The 22,350-nt window shown below is 70.2% G+C and carries 17 protein-coding genes; 7 read left to right on the forward strand and 10 right to left on the reverse strand.

Annotated features, from left to right (window positions below; genetic code table 11):
* The first annotated feature begins 29 nt into the window (after window positions 1-29).
* From ACZ6O0_RS04525 to ACZ6O0_RS04535, 3 genes are all read left to right on the forward strand, one after another.
* Window positions 30-1,394, forward strand: a complete 1,365-nt coding sequence (locus tag ACZ6O0_RS04525) for an MFS transporter (RefSeq protein WP_465763412.1) — start codon at window positions 30-32, stop codon at window positions 1,392-1,394.
* Window positions 1,395-1,533: 139 nt separating this feature from the next.
* The gene (locus ACZ6O0_RS04530; RefSeq protein WP_465763413.1) at window positions 1,534-3,501 is read left to right on the forward strand and encodes a heparinase II/III domain-containing protein; all 1,968 of its coding nucleotides are present in this window, start codon (window positions 1,534-1,536) and stop codon (window positions 3,499-3,501) included.
* 73 nt (window positions 3,502-3,574) lie between these two features.
* Complete coding sequence (locus ACZ6O0_RS04535; protein ID WP_465763414.1) at window positions 3,575-4,561, forward strand: RNA polymerase sigma factor; 987 nt, start codon at window positions 3,575-3,577, stop codon at window positions 4,559-4,561.
* 5 nt (window positions 4,562-4,566) lie between these two features.
* Here the strand turns inward: ACZ6O0_RS04535 and ACZ6O0_RS04540 are convergent, their stop codons facing one another.
* The gene (locus ACZ6O0_RS04540; RefSeq protein WP_465763415.1) at window positions 4,567-5,031 is read right to left on the reverse strand and encodes a nitroreductase family deazaflavin-dependent oxidoreductase; all 465 of its coding nucleotides are present in this window, start codon (window positions 5,029-5,031) and stop codon (window positions 4,567-4,569) included.
* Between the two features lie 211 nt (window positions 5,032-5,242).
* On the opposite strand from ACZ6O0_RS04540, the gene ACZ6O0_RS04545 reads away from it, so the two are divergent.
* The gene (locus ACZ6O0_RS04545; protein ID WP_465763416.1) at window positions 5,243-6,490 is read left to right on the forward strand and encodes a peroxidase family protein; all 1,248 of its coding nucleotides are present in this window, start codon (window positions 5,243-5,245) and stop codon (window positions 6,488-6,490) included.
* Here ACZ6O0_RS04545 and ACZ6O0_RS04550 read toward each other — a convergent pair.
* The 4 genes from ACZ6O0_RS04550 to ACZ6O0_RS04565 all read right to left on the reverse strand — a co-directional run bounded on the left by ACZ6O0_RS04550 (window position 6,468) and on the right by ACZ6O0_RS04565 (window position 12,213).
* On the reverse strand, window positions 6,468-7,850 hold the full coding sequence (locus ACZ6O0_RS04550) for an NAD(P)/FAD-dependent oxidoreductase (protein ID WP_465763417.1): 1,383 nt from the start codon (window positions 7,848-7,850) through the stop codon (window positions 6,468-6,470). The two genes, ACZ6O0_RS04545 and ACZ6O0_RS04550, sit on opposite strands and share 23 nt — an antisense overlap.
* A gap of 62 nt (window positions 7,851-7,912) precedes the next feature.
* Entirely contained in the window at window positions 7,913-10,660 is a 2,748-nt protein-coding gene (locus ACZ6O0_RS04555) for an ATP-binding protein (RefSeq protein ID WP_465763418.1), read from the reverse strand.
* Window positions 10,661-10,750: 90 nt separating this feature from the next.
* Window positions 10,751-11,368, reverse strand: a complete 618-nt coding sequence (locus ACZ6O0_RS04560) for a sigma-70 family RNA polymerase sigma factor (RefSeq protein WP_465763419.1) — start codon at window positions 11,366-11,368, stop codon at window positions 10,751-10,753.
* A 131-nt stretch (window positions 11,369-11,499) separates the two neighbouring features.
* Window positions 11,500-12,213: an alpha/beta fold hydrolase gene (locus tag ACZ6O0_RS04565; protein ID WP_465763420.1), complete on the reverse strand. Its 714-nt coding sequence runs from the start codon at window positions 12,211-12,213 to the stop codon at window positions 11,500-11,502.
* 157 nt (window positions 12,214-12,370) lie between these two features.
* On the opposite strand from ACZ6O0_RS04565, the gene ACZ6O0_RS04570 reads away from it, so the two are divergent.
* Window positions 12,371-14,101: an L-aspartate oxidase gene (locus ACZ6O0_RS04570; protein ID WP_465763421.1), complete on the forward strand. Its 1,731-nt coding sequence runs from the start codon at window positions 12,371-12,373 to the stop codon at window positions 14,099-14,101.
* A gap of 2 nt (window positions 14,102-14,103) precedes the next feature.
* Here the strand turns inward: ACZ6O0_RS04570 and ACZ6O0_RS04575 are convergent, their stop codons facing one another.
* Window positions 14,104-14,997, reverse strand: a complete 894-nt coding sequence (locus tag ACZ6O0_RS04575) for a LysR family transcriptional regulator (protein WP_465763422.1) — start codon at window positions 14,995-14,997, stop codon at window positions 14,104-14,106.
* A gap of 82 nt (window positions 14,998-15,079) precedes the next feature.
* On the opposite strand from ACZ6O0_RS04575, the gene ACZ6O0_RS04580 reads away from it, so the two are divergent.
* Window positions 15,080-15,994: an EamA family transporter gene (locus ACZ6O0_RS04580; protein WP_465763423.1), complete on the forward strand. Its 915-nt coding sequence runs from the start codon at window positions 15,080-15,082 to the stop codon at window positions 15,992-15,994.
* On the opposite strand, the gene ACZ6O0_RS04585 is transcribed toward ACZ6O0_RS04580, so the two are convergent.
* Genes ACZ6O0_RS04585 through ACZ6O0_RS04600 form a run of 4 tightly spaced genes read right to left on the reverse strand, consistent with a single transcriptional unit; the run spans window position 15,908 to window position 20,976 of the window.
* On the reverse strand, window positions 15,908-18,001 hold the full coding sequence (locus tag ACZ6O0_RS04585; RefSeq protein WP_465763424.1) for an alpha-galactosidase: 2,094 nt from the start codon (window positions 17,999-18,001) through the stop codon (window positions 15,908-15,910). The two genes, ACZ6O0_RS04580 and ACZ6O0_RS04585, sit on opposite strands and share 87 nt — an antisense overlap.
* Window positions 17,998-18,810 (reverse strand): carbohydrate ABC transporter permease, encoded by an 813-nt coding sequence (locus ACZ6O0_RS04590; protein ID WP_465763425.1) that lies wholly within the window; start codon window positions 18,808-18,810, stop codon window positions 17,998-18,000. Before ACZ6O0_RS04590 ends, ACZ6O0_RS04585 begins: the two co-directional genes overlap by 4 nt.
* Window positions 18,807-19,700 (reverse strand): carbohydrate ABC transporter permease, encoded by an 894-nt coding sequence (locus ACZ6O0_RS04595; protein ID WP_465763426.1) that lies wholly within the window; start codon window positions 19,698-19,700, stop codon window positions 18,807-18,809. The genes ACZ6O0_RS04590 and ACZ6O0_RS04595 overlap by 4 nt, the downstream gene beginning before the upstream one ends.
* A complete protein-coding gene (locus ACZ6O0_RS04600) occupies window positions 19,684-20,976 on the reverse strand; it encodes an ABC transporter substrate-binding protein (RefSeq protein ID WP_465763427.1) in 1,293 nt (430 codons plus the stop codon). The genes ACZ6O0_RS04595 and ACZ6O0_RS04600 overlap by 17 nt, the downstream gene beginning before the upstream one ends.
* A 94-nt stretch (window positions 20,977-21,070) precedes the next feature.
* On the opposite strand from ACZ6O0_RS04600, the gene ACZ6O0_RS04605 reads away from it, so the two are divergent.
* The gene (locus ACZ6O0_RS04605) at window positions 21,071-22,279 is read left to right on the forward strand and encodes an ROK family protein (protein ID WP_465763428.1); all 1,209 of its coding nucleotides are present in this window, start codon (window positions 21,071-21,073) and stop codon (window positions 22,277-22,279) included.
* Window positions 22,280-22,350 lie beyond the last annotated feature (71 nt).

Raw genomic sequence — 22,350 nt, forward strand, 5'->3', positions numbered from 1 at the left:
CTGATCGAACAGTGATCTACAGTTGTTTCATGACTGTCGAACATCGTCGGGGTGTGGTCGCGCTCGCCCTCGTGGCGGCCTTCATGGTCTTCGTGGACGGCACGATCGTGAACGTCACGCTCGCGCAGTTGGCCACGCACCTGAACGCGTCCCGTGCGGAGCTCGAGTGGGCGGTCAACGCGTACACGTTGTCGTTCGCCGCGTTGATGCTCGGCGCCGGGGCGATCACCGACACGCTCGGGGCGAAGCGGGCGTTCGTGGCCGGACTGCTGGTGTTCACCGCGTCGTCCGCGGTCTGCGCGATCGCCACCTCGATGCTGATGCTCAACCTCGCCAGGCTCGCCCAGGGTGCGGGCTCGGCACTTTTGTTGCCCAGTGCACTCGTTCTCGCCACGGCGTCGGCGACCGACGAGCACGCGCGGCACCGGCTGGTCAGCTGGTGGGCCGCGGCCGGTGGTGTCGGGATGGCGGCCGGTCCGCTGCTCGGTGGATCGCTGGTCGCGCTGGCGAACTGGCGGGCCGTCTTCGCGGTCAACGTTGTGATCGGGATCCCCGCCGTGATCTGGAGCCTGCTCGCGATGCCTTCCGTCGTACGCCGGGGCCGGCGGCTCGACCTGGCCGGCATGGGCACTGCGACCGTACTGATCGGTGGACTGGTCTTCGCGCTGATCGAAGCCCCCGCGCAGGGCTGGCTGCACCCAGCGGTCCTGACAGCCGTCGCGCTGACCATCGCCGGGCTCGCCGGCTTCGTCTGGGTCGAACGGTCCAGCCGCGAACCACTCCTGCCGCCAGGCCTGTACGCCGATCGCGGGTTCGCCGCCGCCGCCGGCCAAGGCGCGCTGCTCAACTTCGCCTTCTACGGCGTGCTGTTCGGGATGAGCCTGATGCTCCAGCAGGGCCGCGGTCTCAGCGCGCTGGCCACGGGTCTGTTCTTCCTGCCCCTGACCGGCCTGATCTCGGTCGCCAACCTCTGCTCGACCGCGCTCACGCGACGGTTCGGCCGCCCGGCCGTCCTCAGCGTCGGCCAGGCCGTTCTGACCGTCGCCCTCCTGGGGCTCGCCTGGGCCAGTACGGCGACCGCGGTCTGGCCCATGGTGGTCGCCCTCGTCCCGATCGGCATCAGCTCCGGGCTGCTCGTGCCCACCATGACCTCGCAGTCCATCGCCGCCGTCGAGCCCGCCCTCCACGGCGCCGCCTCCGCCGCCTTCAACACCTCCCGCCAGATCGGCGGGGCGATCGGCGTGGCCATCTTCGGTCCGCTCCTCGGCACCGCCCACAACCTCGGCACCGGCTTCATCACCTGCGTGATCGTCGCCTCCGCCACCAGCACCCTCGCCCTCCTCGTCACCGCCGTCAGCCACCGCACCCCGACCCCCGTAACCTCGCCTGCGTGAGGCGCTCGGGCCTTGGACAAACCGCTCGTCCGCAGGGACAGTGGTGGTCTGGACCGGTGAGTGCAACCTTTTGGGGGGTTGAGCGCGTCTTGAAGGAGAGCCGGCCAGGGGCCGTGGCCGAGCTTTGGGGGGTACTGGGGTGGCTGCGCAGCGGGGCAGACGGTGGGGTAACACCGTCGCGCTGACGGTCGTGTGCGTGCTGGTGTGCGGAGTCGCGTTCGCCGGCGCGGTCGCCGTACTGATGCCGGGCGGCCGGAACCGCGGTACGCCGGTCGCCGCCCGGCCGAGCCTCAGCCCGAGCCCGAGCGTTCCCGCGGACCCAGCCGGGAACGAACCGATCCCGGGGGTCGACACGCCCGCTTCTCCCCCGCCGTCGACGCCGGTGGCCGTGACCGGGACCTACGAGTGCACCGGCTACAGCGGCATCGAGTCGCGGGTGCCGGTGCAGATGGTCCTGCGGGACACGTTCGTCTGGGGTGACGATCCGCCGTACCAGGTCGGCGATGGCAGCGGCAACGTCAACTGGCGCTCCGATCCGTACCACAAGCCGAGCTGGTACATGTGGCTGCATTCGCTGCGCTGGCTGGGACAAGGCATCGAGGCCGCCGGCAAGGGCGACCGCAAGGCGCTGACGCATGTGATGGCGATCATCCAGGACTGGGTGCGCGACAACCCGTACTCGTGGAAGGGCGACGTCGGCGCCTGGGAGTCCACGATGCACCGCACCAACGTGCTGCTCTGTGCACGCCAGGCGGTGCTCACCGGACTGCATGTCCGCTCACTGCCTCCGCAGTACGCCTGGCTGGACCGGTCGCTGCTGGATCACGCCAAGTTCATGACGGAGAACTGGGGCGGGCCGTCGAACCACGGCACGGACGAGAGCATCGCCATGTTCGGCGTCGGCTGCACGCTCAAGCGGCCGGAACTGAAGCGCCTCGCCCTGCAGCGGCTGATCGAGGCGATCACGACCGCGATCGACCCGCAGGGGTCGACGAACGAGCAGTCGGTCGGGTACGCGATGTTCAACTACCTGCTCTGGGGCCGCGCGACCACGGCGCTCAAGCGGTGCGGCTCCGACCCCGGACCGGTCATCGAGCAACGACGCCAGGTCCTGGCGGAGTGGCTCGCCCTCGCCACCAAGTCCACCGGCGAGCTCCAGCAGGTCGGCGACGCCATCCGGCAGACACCCGTGGGCGGCACCGGCACACCCCTGGAGTACGCCGCCACCCTCGGACGGCACGGCACCAAACCGGCCCGGCGGACCGCGGTCTTCGACGCCGGCTACGTGTTCGGCCGGACCGGGTGGGGTGAGACGAGGCCGTTCGCCCAGGAGTCGACGTACAGCATCCGGTTCGGACCGGGCCGGCGCCTGCACGGGCACGACGACCACATGTCGATCACCTACTCCTCGCACGGCCGGGACATCCTGATCGACCCGGGCCACTCGGGATACCAGCTCGACAAGTGGCAGACCTGGACCAAGAGCCAGGCCGCCCACAACGTGATGACGATCCCGTCCGCGAACACTGCTTCGGTGGAGACCCGGCTGGTCCGGGCGGCGATGGCGCCGACCTCGGAGTACTACACACTCGTCGACAGCCCGGCCATCGGCGTACAGCGGACCCGGGACGTGCTGGTGCTGAAGGACCCCGACCTGATCGTCACCTTGGACCGCGGGCAGTCGGCAACCAACCAGCGATACGAGACGTTGTGGCACCTCGCGCCCGACCAGAAGGTGACCGTGCAGTCGGCGACCACGGCTGTCGCTGCCAAGCCCGGCGACAGCTCGAAGACCTACCTGCTGCAGATCCCCTACCGGCAGCAGTTGCCGGCGGATGCCATCACCGTCGTGCAGGGCCGGCAGGATCCGGTGCAGGGCTGGTACTTCCCCGACATCTTCCACCGGCTGCCCGCCCCGGTCGTCAAGTTCAACCGGAACGGTCCGACCGCGACGATCCTGTCCGCCGTCGTCCCGGCCGGCTCCACCGAGAAGGTTGCCTTCAGCACTCGCACCGTCGGGACGATGTTCTTCGTCGACCTCACCGTCGGCGCCCGCAAGACGACCATCCGGGTCCAGCCGGACGGCCGCCTCACCCGCATCCTCTGATCCTCGGGAACCTCAAGGTGGCTGCCGGCCAAGACAAGAGTGAAGGCGGGTTCGGCGGCGGGGAGGAGCATCGGTGATCGGCGTCGAGGGTCCTGGGTCCGGCGTGACCGCGACCGACCGGGTGCTGTGGGAGCAGTCGTCGACCGGCGACGAGCAGGCGTTCGGGCAGTTGTACGACCGTCACGTCCGGGCGGTGTTCACCTTCCTGCACCGCCGTACGGCGTCCTGGACCGAGGCCGAGGACCTGACGCGTCGCCGGGAACTGCTGGCCATCGTGGCCCAGGAGCAGTCCCCTGGCTCGAACCGCCGGTTGCCGCTGGCTCCGACGCTGATCGCGGCCGCGGCGGTGGCGGGCGTCATCGCGGCCGGCGTTTTCGGGCTCCCGGCGTACCGGGACAGGCACCGCCCGGCCGACCCCGCGACGAAGGCTCCCGCGGTCCGCACGCTGACCGCGGCGGAGACCCGGGCCACTTTGCAGACCTGCGCGATCCAGACGAACGCGATCGCGACCGGCGAGAAGGGCCGGTTCGCCGGATCGAAGGTCGTCGACGCCTTCACGTTCACCCGGCCGACCGCGCCGGGCGCGTCGACGACCTGGCTGATCGGTAGCCGGCTCATCACCCCGACGCGCGTGGGCTACGAGATCTGTGGCCTCGATGCGAGCGGCAAGTTGGTGGACGCCGAGATGTTGCTGCCGTCCAAGGTGCCCGGTCCGGTCTCGGCGTACGGGCGCAACCATGGCCAGGTCAGCCTGCCGATCACGCGCGTCACGGTGCAGCCGGCCGGCGGTACGGAGCTCGACGCGGTGGTGCGGGACGGCCTCTGGTTCGCACCGATCAAGGGCGCTCCGAGTCCCTTCATGAGCTGGGACTCCGCCGAGCCACTCACCTCCGACTCCCTGATCGGCGTCTACCCCGGGGTCAGGCTCCGCGGCTACTCCGGCACCGGACAACTCCTCTACGACTCAGAACGCGACGCCTACACCTTCGCGGAGTGCTTCCCCTCCGGAGGCGGCACCCCGGTCTGCCCGTACGTCGACTGGCGCCGCCCCCAGCGCTGACACGGTCACTGCGGGGTGAGGCGGACGACCGGGTACTGGCGGTCCGACTTCTTCTGGTACTTGGCGTAGCGGGGCTGGGTCTTGGTGATGCGCTGCCAGGCGGCGTCGCGGGCGGGGCCGGTGAGGGTCTGCGGCGTGACCGGTGTCGGGCTGCTGCCGGGGAGTTCGACGGCGGCCTGATCGGGGTGGGACATCAGGTTGGCGTGCCAGTCCGGGTGGTGGCTGCCGCCGCCCGAGGCGACGACCAGCCAGGCGTTGTCGCCGTCGGCGAACCAGGCCAGCGGGGTCTCCCGGGGCTCGCCGCTGCGGCGGCCGACCGTCTTGAGGATCAGGACGTCCATGCCCATCATCCGGGCGCGTCCCTTCCGGATCTTGGCGCTGGTCCGGGCGTTCATGGTGCGCTGCAGCCAGCGTGAGAACGTCCCCGGCGTACCGGGCTTGCGGGATTGGGTCTTCTGCTGTGTCGTCATGGCCATCACGCTAGTAACGCGCCCTGCCCGCGTGCTTCTCGATTCCTGATCGGTCACACGGCAGGTCGCTGTGCTGTCTTGTCTGGTGGCAGGGCAGAGGTGGCAGAGAGACAGGAGGACTGGAATGAGTGGGCATCCGGCGGCGCGGGACCATTGCCTCAGTGCGGTGCGGAGTGTTGATCGGCCGACCGGCGGGGCACGGTACGGGCGTATGTTCACCGGACTCGATCCGCTGGGCAGCGACCCCGCCGTACTGATGCGCGCCGGTGGCGACGGCGGGATCTGCGACGCCGCCGCCGAGCTCGACCGCAGCCCCGAGGGCGACGACGCGACCGAGGCGGCCGGCTGGCCGTTCTTCGGGCAGCTGGTCGCGCACGACATCACCGCGGATCGCTCGCCGATCGCGGGCGGCGTCGAAACGGAGGCGTTGAAGAACGCACGGGCGCCGAAGCTCAACCTGGAGATCATCTACTCCGACGGTCCGGTCGGCTCGCCGTACCTGTTCGATCTGCACGACCCGGCGAAGTTCCTGCTCAGCCCGGACGGGTACGACGTCCCCCGGAACCCGCAGGGGGTGGCGCTGATCGGTGACCCGCGCAACGACGTACACCTGTTCACGCTGACCCTGCATGTCGCGCTGCTGCACGCACACAATCGGATCGTCGACAATCTGCGGGCGCGGGGTGTCCCCGAGAGCGACGTCTTCGACAAGGCCCGGATCCACTTGACCTGGCACTACCAGTGGATCGTGGTGCACGACTTCCTGCCGCGACTGGTCGGACCGGAGCTGGTCGACGAGGTGCTCACCAAGGGCGGCCAGTGGTTCGCGCCCGCGCCGATGGAGGCGTTCATCCCGCTGGAGTTCGCCGACGCGGCGTACCGCTACGGCCACGGGCAGATCCGGCACACGTACCGGCTGGTCGAGGGGGGTCCGGAGCTGCCGCTCTTCCCTGACCTGGTCGGCTTCGGGCCGCCGAGTCACCGGCTCGACCTCGCGCAGGTCTTCGATGTGCCCGGGCATCCGCCCGCGCAACGCGCCAAACGCCTCGACGGCCGGCTCCCCGCCAGCCTGATCGGTCTGCCCGAGCAGGTCACCGGCGTGGTCGACACCGCCGCGTACCGGTCCTTGGCGGTGCGCGACCTGCTGCGCGGCGGCACCACCGGACTGCCCAGTGGCGAGGAGCTCGCGCGGTTCATCGGCGTACCACCGCTCACCATGGACACCTGGCCCGACGGCACCCCGCTGTGGTTCTACATCCTGAAGGAGTCCGAGTACCTCGGCGGCGGGGACCGGCTCGGCCCGGTCGGCGGCCGGATCGTGGCGGAGGTCCTGATCGGGCTGCTGCGCGCGGACCCGGCCAGCTACCTGAGCCTCGAGCCCGACTGGGAGCCGACCCTGCCCGCCGCCGGACCGGCCTTCGACCTGACCGACCTCCTCATCCCGGCTGACTCGAACTGACCGGCTCATTCGAACCGGCGGGCTCACTCGCGGTCGCGCTGAGTGCCGGGACGCCGGCCGCGGTCGCGAACGCCTCGCGCGGACGCTGGACCGAGGCCAGCGAGACGATGTCCCGCCCGTAGAAGGTCGCGGCCACCCAGATCGCGAAGACCCGCACCTTGCGGTCCCACGTCGGGACCGCAAGGACGTGGTACCCGCGATGCATCAACCACGCCGGCAGTCCCTTGATGACGATCCGCCGGTACTGGAAGATCCCCTTCCCCAGGCCGAGGGTCGCCACCGCACCCAGGCTGTGGTGCACGTACTTCTTCGGCTCCCGGCCGCGCATGGTCCGGACCAGGTTCTTCGCCAGCAGCTTCCCCTGCCGTACTGCGTTCTGCGCGTTGGGCACCGTGAACGCGCCCTCGGTCGCCGAGGCGAGGTCCGGTACGGCGGCGTCGTCACCGGCGGCCCACGCGTCGGTGACGCGGTTGTCGTCGGTGCCGATCCTGAGGTCGGCGCAGACCTGGACGAGACCGCGCTCGGTGTGCGGCAGATCGGTGTGGTTGCGCATCAGCCGGGTCGCGGCGTTACCGGCCGTCCAGACGATCAGCTCCGAGTCGAACTCACTGCCGTCCGACAGCACCACGTGACCGCCCTCGGCCGATGTCACCGTGGTGTTCAGGTGCACCTGCGCGCCCCGGCGTTCGAGCATCGAGACCACCCATTGCCCGGGCTTGTCGCTGACCTCCGGCAGGATCCGGCCGGTCGCCTCGACCAGGTGGAAGGCGAGGTCGCTCTGGGACAGCTCCGGATAGTGCTTGAGCAAGGCGGTCGCGAGCGACAAGAGCTCGCCGAATCCCTCCACTCCCGAGAACCCACCGCCGACGTAGGTGATGGTCAGCAATCGACGCCTGATCGGACCGGGCTCGAGACCGGACGCCTCGTCGAAGGCCGTCAGCAACCGGTCCCGGATCGCGACCGCCTCCTCGACGTGCTTCATCCCGATCGCCCGCTCGGCCACACCGGGTACGTCGAACGTCCGGGTCACCGCGCCCGCGGTCACCACCAGGACGTCGTATGACATCGCGAAGTCGGGGCCCTGCGACGGCCGGATCGTGACGCTCCGTCGCCCGTGCTCGATCGCGGTGACCGAGCCGGACACGACCTTGGTCCGGCGCAGGTTGCGCCGCAACGAGATCGCCGCGTGGCGGGCCTCGACCGAGCCGGAGACGACCTCGGGGAGGAACGGCTGATACGTCATGTACGGTCGCGGGTCGACCACGACGACCTCGGCCTCGCCGCGCCGCAGCTTCTTCTCCAGCTTCCACGCCGTGTAGAAGCCGGCGTACCCACCACCGATCACCAGGATCCTGCGCACGGGTTGTCCTCTTTCCGTCGACTTGTCAGGTAAGACAACCCAGCCGCCCGCGTTGTGACGTCCTAGCGGCGGAGCTGTTTGCGGCTGGTGATGCCTAGCTTGCTGAAGACCTTGCGGAGATGCCACTCGACGGTGTGCTGGCTGAGGAACATCTGCGCACCGATCTCGGCGTTCGTCAGTCCGGTGCCGGCCAGCTCCGCGATGTGCGCCTCCTGCGCGGTCAGCGCGTCACTCGCCCGGCCGGAACGCTCGCCGACCGCCTCGCCGGTGGCCGCCAGTTCGTGGCCCGCGCGGTCCGCGAAGGCGTCGACACCGGCCGTGGTGAACATCTTGTGCGCCGTCCGCAGCTCGACCCGCGCGTCCTGCCGCCGGCCCTGGCGCCGGAGCCATTCGCCGTACACCAGGTGGGCCCGGGCGAGGTCCATCCGCATCCGCGTCCGGCCGAGTCGCTCGACCGCCTCCTGGTACGCCGATTCCGCCGACCGGGTGGTGGTCAGCAGCGCCCTCGACCGGGCGTGCACCCCGAGCACCCAGTCCGTGCCACACGCCTGCGCGATCTGACCCAGCCGGTCGATACCGTCCGCCGCGCGCTCCGGCCGGCCGCTGCGCACCGCCGCTTCGACCAGCTCGGGCAGCGCCCAGCTCGCGACGCCGAGCTCGGCGGGAAAGTCGGTCGCCTCCCGCGCCGACGACAGCGCGTCCTGGTACCTGGCGAGGCCGTTCAGCAGGACGGCGTCGGCCAGATGCGTCGAGGCCAGCCCACCGCCTTCGCCACGGCTCAGGGCATCGTCCCTGGCCGAGCCGATCAGCGCGGTGGCCTCGTCCGGGCGACCGCGCCAGGCCGCGAGACTGATCGCGCCGTACGGCGTCAGCCCGACCCCGGTCGCGTCGTTGATCGTCCGGATCTCCGCAACCAGCGCGGCCGCCGCGGAGATCTCCCCGGTGAAGAGGTTCAGCATCACGCGGTGGTTCAGGACGAGCGGGAGCTCGTTGAGGTCGCCCATTTCGCGGGCGATCCGGACATGGCGCGCGGTGAGCGCCTCCCAGCTCTCCTCGTCCCAGAGGTTCACCGCCAGCAGCGACGCCAGCCACAACCACCGCAGGTCGTCCTGATCCGGCGCCCCGTCCGCGCCCGAGAACGCCACGACGGCTTCGCGGGCCGGGACCACGGCCGCCGGATACCCATCGGTGAACAGCGTGGCGGCGCCGTCGAGCACCAGGTCGCGCTTGCGGCGAAGGTCCGGAGCAGGCGCTGCCCGAGCGGCGCGCGCGGCGCCGGCCAGTCCGGGCTGGTCTGCCCGCTCAGCCAGTCGCCCGGCGAACTGCCCGGCCGCGATCGCGTCGAGGTAGGTGTCCCGGGCCAGATCGAGATCGAGTGGTTCGAGCCGGCGGGCCGCGTCCAGGAGCAGCGACCCGGACTCCAGGCTGTGCCCGGACGCGAACGCGACCTGCGCCCGCAGCAGATTCACCCGCGCCTGATGCAGCGCATCCGCCGACCCATCGCCGGCCGTGACGAGCAGCCGGGACGCGGTGTCGAACGCACCCGCTCGCAGCGTGGCCTGGGCCGCGACCAAAGCCCGGGTCGCGCGCATGGCCGGGTCCGGGGTGAGCTCGGTGGCCCGCTGGAGGAACGCCGCGGTCGCGGAGACGCCACCCCGCCGCTGCGCCCGATCAGCCGAGCTCACGAGCTCGGCGGCGACGTCCTCATCCGGGCCGGCCGCCCCCTGCGCGCGATGCCAGGCCCGCCGGTCCGGATCCAGCTCCGGATCGATCGCCTCGGCGAGGGCCCGATGCACGCGTCGCCGATCGGTGGGATCCGCCGACCGGTACGTCGCCGACCGGACCAACGGATGCCGGAACCGGACCCGCGCGCCGAGCTCGACCAAGCCGGCCGCCTCCGCCGGCGCGGCCGCACTCACCGGCACCTCCAGAACCGCCAGGGCCCGGATCAGCATCGGTACGTCGCCCACCGGTTCGGCGGCCGCGGTCAACAGCAACTGCTGGGTGTCCGATGGCAGGGCCTGCACCCGACGGGCGAAGTTCTGCTCGATCTGGCTGGCCAGCGGCCGGCTGTCCGGTCGCTCGAAGCCACCCGCCAGCTCCCCCGCGGTCATCCCCCGCGGCAACTCCAGCAACGCCAGCGGGTTGCCCCGCGTCTCCGCGACGATCCGGTCGCGAACGTGCTCGTCCAGCCGGCCGGGCACGACGGCATCAAGCAGAGCCGCGGCATGACGGTCCGACAAACCGCCGACCGCCAACTCGGGAAAGCCCCGCCACTCAGGCCCGGTCACCGGCTCCCGTACGGCGAACACGAGACCGATCCGGTCGGCGAACAGCCGCCGCCCGACGAACGCCAGCGTCTGTGCCGAGGCCTGATCCAGCCACTGCGCATCGTCGATCACGCAGAGCAGCGGCTGCGTCTCGGATGCCGCCGACAACAGACTCAACACCGCCGCGCCGACCAGGAACCTGTCCGGCGGGCCACCGAACTCCAGCCCGAGCGCGACCGCCAGTGCGTCGCGCTGCGGCCGCGGCAGGTGATCGCTGAGACGCCACAAGGGCGCGCACAACTGGTGCAGACCGGCGAACGGAAGCTCCATCTCGGACTCCACGCCGGCTGCGCGCGCGACGCGACAGGCTTCGGCGTGGCGGACCAGGTACTCGAGCAGGGCGGACTTTCCGATCCCCGCGTCGCCACGGACGACCAGCACCTGACCGTCGCCGGAGCGGACGCCGGCGACCACGTGGTCCAGCCGGGCACACTCCGTACGCCGCCCGCGTAGCTCGGGCGCCGGACGACCAACCGCCATGGCTCACCACCCCTCACCAGAGGCTAGAGCCTGACGCCGATCCGGCGGTAGAACCCGCCGGTGTCGCAATGGCGTCATCCAGCAGTGCGGTCAACCGGCCTGCTGGGCGAGATCGGCGGTGAGGAGTTGCTCGAGGCCGGCCAGTTCACCGGCGCGCGAGGCCGAGACCAGGGCGTGCCGGAGCCGGCTGTGCGCGGCCGGGCTGACCGGGTGACACCGCTCCGACGACAGCCGGTCCCGGGCCCGCTTCACCAGCTGCCGCGCGTTCGGTGCGCCGATCCGCAACGTCTCCGCGATCTGCCGGTACGGGTACTCGAAGCCCTCCCGCAGGACATAGGTGGCCCGCTCCGCCGGAGACAGCCGCTCGAGCAGCAGCCGTACGGCGTCGTCGAACGCCTCCTGCTGTTCGGCCTGGGTCTGCGGATCGACCCCGCCCACGGCACTCTCCTCGGACAGCCACGGACCGACGCAGGTCTCGTGCCGGCGCCGGGCCGACTGCACCAGGTTGATCGCGAGCCGGCAGACCGTGGTCGCCAGGAACGCGCCCGGGTCCGCGACCGCCGACCGGTCGGCGCGCTGCCAGCGCAGCCATACGTCCTGGACCAGTTCCTCGGCCTCCTGCGGATTGCCGACGATCCGGCAGGCGATCCGGAACAGCCGTGGCCGCGCTTGCAGGAACTCGTCCAATCCAGCCGTCGACGTCGTCACGATGGACTCCTTGCGTGGGGGCTGGGCCCACCCTCGCGCGCGGACGGCGGTCGGCGCGCCACGGAAAGTCCGTGGTCGAGTTCGTGGTCTCCCACGGGAGTCCGTGGTGGACTCCCGTGGGACCGGAGGGGTCAGGCGGACAGGGCGTCGAGGATCGAGGCGGTGACGACCTCCGGGTCGGACACCGACAGCGCGTGGGACGCGCCCGCGACCTCGCGGGTGTCCTTCGCGCCGGCCCGCTCGGCGAAGAAGCGGTGCAGCGCCACCGGGATGTTGAGGTCCTCGTCGCTGAAGACGAACCAGGACGGGATCGTCTTCCAGGCCGGCGTCGCGGTCGGCAGTGCGTCGGTGAGCGCGACGTCACTGGCCGGGCGCTGGGTCGCGGCCATCAGCGCCGCGGTGGCGGCCGGCACGTCGGCGCAGAACTGGTGGTGGAACAGATCCGGCTCGATCCTCAGGTCGTTGCCGCCGGTGCTGATCGGGTACGCATCCAGCGCCTGGCCGAGCGTGCTGCCGGGGAACTTCTCCGACAGCGCGAACGCCGACTCCCCCTCCTCGGGGGCGAACGCGCACACGTACACCAGCGCCCGGACGGCGTCGTTCTGCGCGGCCGCCTCGGTGATCACCATGCCGCCGTACGAGTGGGCGACCAGCACCACCGGCCTGCCGATGCCGGCGATCACGTCGCGCACGTACGCGGCGTCACCGGCGAGGCTGCGGAGTGGGTTGCCGACGGCGACCGTCTCGATCGACCGTGCCTGCAGCCGCTCGACGACGCCGTTCCAGCTGGCCGACTCGGCGAACGCGCCGTGGACCAGCACAACGACCGGATTTTGGTCATTCATGAGGTGCTCCTTCTCTCGGGACTACCAGGAAGGACCGGACAGCGCGCCGGCTTGTGACGGACCGGACAGCCGGGATGTGACCGGCGAGACAGTCACAGAACGCACCCGTGCACTGTCCTAGCTAGTGAGTACGCACGCAGCCGAGAGGGAGAGCCAGATGGGTATCACCGAACAGCAGATCGCCACCTCCGTCCTGGTGATCGGCACCGGTGGCGGTGGCCTGCGGGCCGCGATCGAGCTGGCCGAGCAGGGTGTCGAAGTCCTTGCTCTCGGCAAACGGCCGCGCTCGGACGCGCACACCTCCCTCGCAGCCGGCGGGATCAACGCGGCGCTCGCCACGATGGACCCCGAGGACACCTGGCAGCAGCACGCCGCGGACACGTTGCAGGAGAGCTACCTGCTGGCCAACCCGATCACGGTCCGGATCGTGGCCGAGGGCGCGGCCCGGGGCATCGCCGACCTGGAGAGCTACGGGATGCCGTTCGCCCGCGAGGCCGACGGCCGGATCTCGCAGCGGTTCTTCGGCGCTCACACCTACCGGCGGACCGCGTTCGCCGGCGACTACACCGGCCTGGAGATCCAGCGCACCTTGATCAACCGGGCGGTCCAGCTCGGCGTACCGATCCTCGACACCGTCTACGTGACCCGGATCCTGGTCCGGGACAACGCGGTGTTCGGCGCGTACGGGTTCGACCTGACCACCGGGCGGCGCTACGTCATCCACGCCGACGCGGTGATCCTCGCGGCCGGCGGTCACACCCGGATCTGGCGGCGTACGTCGTCCCGCCGGGACGAGAACACCGGTGACTCGTTCCGCCTGGCCGTGCTGGCCGGCGGCCGGATCCGCGATCCCGAGCTCGTCCAGTTCCACCCGTCCGGCCTGATCGAGCCCGAGAACGCGGCCGGAACACTCGTCTCCGAGGCCGCCCGCGGCGAAGGCGGCCAGCTGCGCAACGCCTTGGGTGAGCGGTTCATGACGCGGTACGACCCCGAGCGGATGGAGCTGTCCACCCGGGACCGGGTCGCGCTCGCCGCCTACACCGAGATCAAGGAAGGCCGCGGTACGCCGAACGGCGGGGTCTGGCTGGACGTGTCCCACCTCCCGCGCGAGACGATCATGCGCCGGCTGCCGCGCGTCTACCAGACACTGCTCGAGCTCCAGATGCTCGACATCACCAAGCAGCCGATCGAGATCGCGCCGACCGCGCACTACTCGATGGGCGGGGTGTGGGTCCGGCCCGAGGATCACGGGACCGGTGTCGACGGGCTGTACGCGCTCGGCGAGGCCGCGAGTGGTCTGCACGGCGCGAACCGGCTCGGCGGCAACTCACTGATCGAGCTCCTGGTCTTCGGCCGGATCGTCGCGGAGGAAGCGGCGAAGTACTCGATCGACAGGCAGTCGCAGCAACGGTCGGCGGAGGTCGTCGCCGAGGCGCGGGCGGAAGTCGATGAACTGCTGGCCGGTGACGGTGAGGAGAACGTCCGGGCGCTCCAGCGGGCTCTGCGCGACACGATGACCTCGCGGGCGGGCGTCGTACGCGATGAGGCCGGGCTGCTCGCCGGACTCTCGGAGCTGGCGGAGATCGAGGACCGGATGACGCGGATGGGCGTGCATCCCGATATCGCCGGCTTCCAGGACCTGGCCCACGCGTTCGACCTGAAAGCGTCGGCGCTGGCCGCGCGCGCGACGCTCGAGGCGGCCCTCGAACGCCGCGAGACGCGCGGCTGCCACAACCGCTCCGACTACCCCGACCTCGACGAGTCCCTCCAGGTGAACCTCGTCTGGTCCGGCCCCGGATCGGTCGACCGCGAACAGATCCCGCCCATCCCCGACGAGTTCCGCACCCTCATGCGCCACGTCTCCTCCGACGGCAAACTGGTCGAGTGAAGTCAGGTGGAGCGTGTATGCCGTGACAGGAGGGTGAGGACCAAGGACAGTGGTGCCCAGTTGGTGCGGCCTCGGCGGGTCAGGGCGTGGGCTCGCATGAGGGGTTCGGGGTTGTGGAGGCGGCGGAGGGAGATGCCGGGGGTTTTGGGGTAGTTGGCCGGCACCAGTGCGACGCCGAGGCCCGCGACGATCATCTCCTGGACGAGGACGAGGCTGTCGGCGCGTTGGGTGACGCGGGGCTCGAAGCCGGCCAGGGCGGCGATCGTCCGGACGACGCGCTCGTCCGCGTTGTGGCGGGAGTTCACGATCCAGTCGCTGTCGGCGAAGGCCGCGAGGACGTCGGCCGCCGGTCCCGTCGTACGCCGGGACCGCGACGGCACCGCGAGACTCCAGCTGGAGTGCCACAGCGGGGTCAGGTCCAGCCCCGGGTCGACCGCGGCGGGTGCCAGGTTGTAGTCGTAGCTCAACGCCAGATCGACCTGGTCCCGCTCGAGCAGGCCCAGCGCCTCGGGCGGTTCCTGCTCCTGGATCTCCAGCCGCACCGCGGGATACTCGGCGGCCAACTGGTGTACGACGGGCAGCAGGGTGTCCCGGATCACGGTGTGGAACGCGGCCACCCGGACCGTCCCGGCCGGCTCGGCGGACGGGTCGAGATCGGCCCGCGCCGCCTCATGCGCCGCCAGGATCTGTACGGCGTGCTCGGCCAGCCGCCGGCCCGCCGGGGTGAGTCGCACCCGGCGCCCGTCCGGCTCGACCAGCGGCGTCCCGACCTCCTTGGCCAGCGCGGCGATCTGCTGCGAGACGGTCGAGGTGGTGACGCCGAGACTCTCCGAGACCGCGTGCATCGACCCCTGGCGCGACAGGGCCAGCAGCAGCTCGAGACGGCGTACGTCCATCCAGCCATTGTTCAGTGATCACGAATGATCTGTCCATGAATCTCACGTGGACTCGAACGGATTCGCGAGCTTCACTGGAGTCATGAGTACGCGTGACAGCCGCACCGGGGTGACCTTCGCCGTCTTGTCGATGACGCTGGTCCAGCTCGGCCTGGCCGCCTCCGTCGGCCTGTTCGACCGGGTCGGTCCCGAGGGTGCCGCCTGGTTGCGACTGGCCTGTGCGGCGCTCATCGTGCTGGTGCTGTTCCGCCCGCGTCCCAGTTCGTTCGACCGCAGGTCCTTCCTGGCCGCGGTCGGCCTCGGCATAGCGACCGGTGGCGTGACGCTGCTCTTCATGGCCTCCGTGGCACGGCTTCCGCTCGGCACGGCCAGCGCGCTGGAGTTCCTCGGCCCGCTGACCGTCGCCGTACTGCGCAGCCGCGGCCGGCTGATCTGGCCCGCGCTCGCGTTCGTCGGCGTGATGCTGTTGACGCAGCCGTGGCACGGTTCGGTCGACGGGATCGGCGTACTGTTCGCGCTCGGTGCCGCCGCGTGCTGGGCGGCGTACATCGTGCTCACCCAGAAGGTCGGCGACAAGGTCGCCGGTCTGCAGGGCATGGGCGTGTCCATCCCGGTCGCCGCTCTGGTCGCGACCGTGGTCGCCGGACCGAGCACCATCCCGGTCATGACCTGGGAGCTCGTCGCCATCGGGTTCGGCCTGGCGTTGCTGCTCCCGGTCGTGCCGTTCACCCTCGAGTACCTCGCCCTCCGCCGCCTAGACGCCGGTGTCTTCGGCACCCTGATGAGCCTCGAGCCAGCCCTCGCCCTGCTGATCGGCTGGCTGATCCTCGGCCAGTCCCCCGGTCTCCTCCAGGCCGTCGGTATCGCCTCCGTGGTCGCCGCCGGCATCGGCGCCGAGCGGGCTCACAGGTCAGCTGCTGCGAAGCCGAAGGAGCCGGCTGTCGTAGTCGCCGATCAACGTCAGCGACAGGCCATGAGCCATCAGGAATGCGCCTGACACCGCACTGCCCTCGACCTCGTACGTGGCCTCTGGATCCAGCCCCTGCAACCGCAGTGGCCGTGGAGCACTGTCGTACTGCTGCGCCTCCTGATACGCCAGTACGACGGACTCCCGGCGATCCGCGGTCACGTACTGCACCGCCGACAGAGCCCGCCCTGGTGAGCCCAACCGGTACTGCGATCCATGCTGTACGACGTGCCGGATGTCCTTGTACTCCGCGATCAACTCGCGAGCCAGCGTCAGCTCCTCCGGCGACCACTCGGTCAGGTCGCCGCCGATCCCGAGGACGCCGGCCATCGCGACGTGGAAGCGATACGTCAGCGGCACGTTCCGCTTGTTGATGAACGACGGCACGTCCGTCACCCAGCACGACATCGTGCGGGCCGGGTACACCTGGCTGAACCCGTGCTGGATGTAGCGCCGGTCCAACGCGTCGGTGTTGTCCGACGTCCAGAACTGGTCGGTCCGCGCCATGATCCCGAGGTCGACCCGCGCGCCACCGCCCGAGCACGCCTCGATCGCGACGCCGGGATGCTTGGCCCGCAACGCGTCGATGATCCGGTAGACGGCGGTGACGTGGTCGAACCAGATCCGCGCCTGCCGCTCCGGCGCGGCCGGCCAGCCGGTGTCCGCGAACGGGCGGTTCATGTCCCACTTCACGAACTGCAGATCGTTTGCCGTCAGCAACGAGTCCAGCTGCTCGAGGGCCCACTCGGCGACGTCCGGCCGGGCCAGGTTGAGGACGAGCTGGTTGCGCAGCTGGGCCGGCTCGCGGCCCTCGAAGTGGTACACCCAGTCCGGGTGCGCGCGGTAGAGATCGGAGTCCGGGTTCACCATCTCCGGCTCGACCCAGAGCCCGAACCCCATCCCCAGCGCGTGCACCTTGCAGATCAGCGGCTGCAGCCCGTTGGGGAAGCGCTCCGGGTTCACCCACCAGTCCCCCAGCCCCCTACGGTCGTCAGTCCGCCGGCCGAACCATCCGTCGTCGAGCACGAACAACTCGCACCCGAGCTCGGCCGCCTGCGTCGCGAGCGCGACCTGGCTCGCCTCGTCCACGTCGAAGCCGGTCGCCTCCCACGAGTTGAACAGCACCGGCCGGACCTCCGCCGACCGCGGCAGCACGTGCTCCAACGCATACGCGTGCCACGCGCGACTCGCCGTACCGAAGCCACCGTTGGTGAACAGCCCGGACGTCACCGGTGTCACCAACTCCTCGCCCGGCTCGAGCTCACGCGGCCCGAAGTCCTCGTGCCCCCAGCCGAACAGCACCTGCACCGGCTCGTCGAGCTCGCGCTGCGCGAGCATCCGCCACGACCCGCTCCAGTGCAGGGCCGCGCTGTACACCTCGCCTGACTCCTCGGTCGCCGTGCCGTCGTCCAGAGCGACCCACGGATTCACGTGATGGCTCGTGATCCCCCGCCGGCTCTCCAGCACGAATCGCCCCTCCGCCAACTCACTTCGGGCGAGCCGCGTCTCCGCCGCCCAGCGCCCGGTCAACGTGGACATCCGGTACGACGCCTGCTCCGGCAGCACCCACGCGGCCGAGTCCAGACGATGGACGTCGACCGCCGAGTCCGACTCGTTCCGTACGACGACCCACCGGTCGATCACGTCGCTGTCGTCGTACACGCGGTAGTGCAGGCTCACCCGCACACCGCGTGCGTCGAACCTCAGCTCCAGCTCACGTCCGTCGCGGACGAGGTGTCCCACGAACGACCACTCGGTACTGCGTACGTCGCCGTACGCCAGCGACATCGCGGCCCGGCCGAACTGCAGCCGCCCGTCGAGCGGGTACTCCTCGTGGCCGTTGGCCGCCGACCGGAAACTCGTCCACTCGCTCGCCAGCCGGGCGGCCGTCGTCCGCGCCAGGTACGCCGCGTCGTCCGGGGTGATCCGGGCACCCCAGTGGGTGTGGATCGGGATGTCGTCGTCGCCGAGATACGCGGAGTACGACGTACTCGGCGTCGTCAGCAGCAGGACGCCGTTCTCGAAGTGGACACTCATTTCACGGCTCCCGTGGTCAGACCGGCGACGAACTGCTTCTGCAGTGCGACGAAGAACAGCAGTACCGGCAACGACGCCAGGAACGAGAAGGCGTAGAGCGTGCCGAAGTTGGTCGAGTACTCCCCCACCGACCGGTAGACGCCGACTGTCACCGTCGTCCCGGACTCGGGACCGAGGACGATCAACGGGGTGAGGAAGTCGTTCCACACCCAGACGCCGAGGAAGATCATCACGCTGGCCGCCGCCGGGCGCAGCGTCGGGAACACCACCTGCCAGAACAGCCGGAACCGGCTCGCGCCGTCGATACTCGCGGCCTCCTCCATCTCGACCGGCACCGTGCCGATGAAGCCGGAGAACACGAACACCCCGAACGGCAGGTAGTACGCGACGTTCGCGCAGACGACTCCGACGACGGAGTTCATCAGGCCGAGCGCGCCGAGCACCTGGGTGACCGGCTGCAGGATGACGGCCGGCGGGATCATCAGACCGGCGAGCAGCATCAGCAACGCCGGGCGCGTCCAGCGTGCGGTCGACCGGACCAGGTAGTGCGCCAACATTGCCGAGAGCAACGTCAGGGCCAGCACCGAGAGCACGGTGATCTGGACGCTGTTGATCAGCGCCGACCAGTACAACCCGTCCTCGCGGCCGAGCACGGCGTGGAGGTTCGCACCGGTCGGTGGTGCCGGCAGGCCGAGCGGCGACGACTGGATGTCCTTGATCGGTTTCAGCATGCCCGTCACCACGACGTACACCGGGAAGAAGAACAGTGCGGCCAGCACGATCGCGGCGATCGGCCGGAGCGCCTTCACAGCTGCACCTCCCGGCGCTGGAGCAGGCGCAGGACGACGCCGCTGAGCACGACGATGATGCCGAGCATGATGGTGGCCTCCGCCGCGGCGAACCCGATCCGGTCGCCGCGGACGCCCTTCTCGATCACGTCGAAGGCGATCGACGCGGTCGTGTTCCGCCCCGGGCCGCCGTTGGTCAGCACGAGGATGTGCTCGTACACCTTGAAGCCGCTGATCAGCAGCATCACCGTGTTGATCGTCACCGCGGACGCGATCATCGGCCACGTCACCGACCGGAACCGGCGCCACCACCCGGCCCCGTCCATGATCGCCGCCTCGTACAGTTCCCGCGGTACGCCGTTCAGTCCGGCCAGGTACACGACCACGCAGAAGCCGAGCATCTGCCAGCAGATGATCCCGCTGATCGAGTACAACGCGATGCCCGGGTCCGACAGCCAGCCGATGTCGCCGAACACCTTGGTGAGCACGCCGTCCGGACGCAGCATGCTCTGCCAGATGACGCTGACCACGATGCCGCTGAGGATCACCGGCGTGAAGAAGACCGATCGCAGCAGGCGATAGAGCAGCGTGTCCCGATCCAGCAGCAACGCGATCGCGAGCCCGAGGACGTTCGGTACGACGACCACGATCGCGGTCACCACGAACGTGTTGCGCAGGACGAGCCAGAACTGGTCGTCCTCGAGCAACCGCCGGAACTGATCCAGCCCGACCCAGCTCGTAGCGGGGGCGAAGCGGTTCCGATCGGTGAACCCCAGCACCACGGTCCACCCGATCGGAACCAGCACCAGCAACCCGTACAGGAACAGACCGGGCAGCGCGAAGCCGGAGAACTCCCGGACCGGAACCAGAACAGAACGCCGCTTTCTCGGCTGCTTACTTGAGAGAAGCATATTCCTTGTCCAGCTTGCCGACCGCGGTCTTCGCGTCGGACTTCCCGTTCAGCAACTCGACCGCGATCTGCTGGACCGGCACGGTCATGTCCGCGGGCAGGCCGTTGTCGCCCTGCTCGATCGACAGCGCCGGCGTGACGGTCTTGTCCTCGACCGCCTGGTTGTAGATCGCGAGGGTCGCCTTGAACAGCGGACCCATGTCGGCCGGCGGCTGGTAGCCGGCGATGGTGTTGAACGTGCCGTCCGCCTTGGTGAAGGCGTCCGAGGTCTCCTTGTCCTTGGTCCACTCCAGCGCGAACTTCTTCGCCAGGTCGACGTTCCCGGCCTTCGCGCTGACGCTCAAACCACCACCAGTGAGGTTCGGCACGACCGCCTTGCCGTCGTCGGACGGCCAGGCGAAGACCCCGACGTCGAAGGCCGGCTTGTCGTTGTCCACCGAGGTCGCGAACCACGAGCCCATCGGGTACATCGCGGCCGACCCGCCCCGGAACGCCTTCTCGTGATCGGCGTACGAGCGGCTGGTGCCCTGCTTGTCGAGGTAGCCGAGCTTCGCGAGCTGGGCGACCTTGTCGGTGGCCTTCACGAACAGCGGGTCGTCGAACGTCTTCGACCCGTCGGTGATCTCCTTCGAGAAGCCCGGGTCGGACAGGTAGACGTCGGTGCCGACCGTGCCGACCCAGGTGTACATGCTCGCGAACGTGTCCTGGCCGCCGCCGCCGACCGCGATCGGCGTGATGCCGGCCGCCTTGAGCTTCGCGCAGTCGGCCAGGAACTCGGCCCACGTCTTCGGCGGGGCGGTGATACCGGCCTTCGTGAAGTCGGTCTTGTTGTAGTAGAGCAACGACTGCGGCTGGGCGTTGGTCGGCAACTGGTAGATCTTGCCCTTGATCGCACCCGACTCCGGGCTGGCGAAGTCCTTCAGCTCGTCCTGGCTGAAGTCCGCGAGCTGGCCGCCCTCGGCGAAGCCCTGCGGGTTCACCGCGATCATGATGTCCGGCAGCTGACCCGAGCTGGCCAGCTGCTTGGCGTAGGTGGTCCGGTCGACGTTCGGCGTGACGAGCTTCTTGATCTTCACACCGGGCACCTTCTGCGACACCCGGGCGATCGCCGCGTCCCACAGCGAGGCGGGCAGGTTCGGCGTCTCGAAGGTCAGCATGGTCAGCTCGACGGTGCCGCCGCTCGCCTCGCCCGCCGCCTGGCCGCCGCTCGTACAACTGGCAAGCGCTACCGTCAGAACGGTCGCCGCGGCGACCACGCCTGTCCACCGTGCTCTCATACGGGTTTCCTCCCGAACCGGTCCGCGCGGCGTTCCGGCAGTATTATGCAGATCACTTGGCAATATCGGCGCGAGCATAAGGACGATTCATCGGATGAGTCAAGATCGAGCCGCCGGCGGGCGGATGGGCGATTCGTCGCTGCTGCGCCGGCTGAACCTCGCGGCCGCCCTCGGGGCGTTCCTCGAGTCCGAGTCGCTGACCCTGCGCGAGCTGCGCGCGCTGGTCGGCGTCTCCCGGCCGACCGCCGAGGACCTGCTCGCCGAGCTGCTCACCGAGGGCCGGGTCGAGGAGAGCGCCCCACCCCGCAAACCCTCGACCAGTCGCGCGGCGGGCCGGCCGGCCCGCCACTTCCGCTTCCGCGCCGAATCGGGGTACGTCGCCGGCCTCGACATCGGCGCCCACAAGGCGATGGCCGTGGTGACCGACCTGCGTGGCAACACCCTCGCGACCCACCGGGTCGAGCTCGACCCCGACCTCGCCGCGGGCGACCGCGTCCGGGCCGCGATCGACGCCGCCCGGACCAGCTGGTCGCAGGCACAGCTCGACCCCTCCGACATCACCGGGATCGCGTGCGGCGTGACCGGCGCACTCCGGGCCGCCGAAGGTGTGCACGATGTCCGCGAAGGACCGTTCGGCTCGGCGCTGGCGCCGTACTCGCTGCCCGGATTCACCGAGATCGACCTGGCGGGAGCGCTTTCAGACGGGCTGGGGCAGCCCGTGGCGGTCGCGAACGACGTGAAGCTGGCCGCTCTCGCGGAGCACTGGAAGGGCGCGGCCCGCGAGTACCGCGACGTCGTCTACATGTTCGCCGGACACCGCGCGGGTGCCGGGGTGCTGATCGACGGGCAGGTGCACCAGGGTCGGCATGGTGCGGCCGGCGAGATCGGCGTGTTCCCGGCGCTCGGCTGGGCGCCGGCCATGGAGCGGTTGCACGCCCGCGGCGCGGCGCTGGCGGCCGAGCAGGGCGCCGGGCCGGGGCGCGAGGGCGAGTTGGTGATCGCCTCCGCGGCCCTGCAGCATCCGGAGAGTCTGGCGGTGCTGATCGAGTTCGCCGAGGTGCTGGCCCGCGGCGCGGCCGTGCTGGCGCTGGCCGTCGACCCCGAGGTGATCGTGCTCGGCGGCGGCATGTCGCGCGGCGGCGCGATCATCGCCGAGCCGTTCCGGCGCGAGCTGGCGAAGCTGACGCTGGTCCCGATCGAGGTGGTCGGCTCGACCATGGGCGCCGACTCGGTCGCCCTCGGCGCGGCCCGGACGGCGCTCGACAGCGTCCTCGCCGACCTGTTGGCGGTCCCCGGGTCTTGACCGCGCGCCGGGAACGTTGGAAAGATCGGATCTCTCAATAGGCAATCTTGTTGCCATTATTCTTCCGCCCA

The sequence above is a fragment of the Kribbella sp. NPDC048837 genome (genome assembly GCF_055586945.1).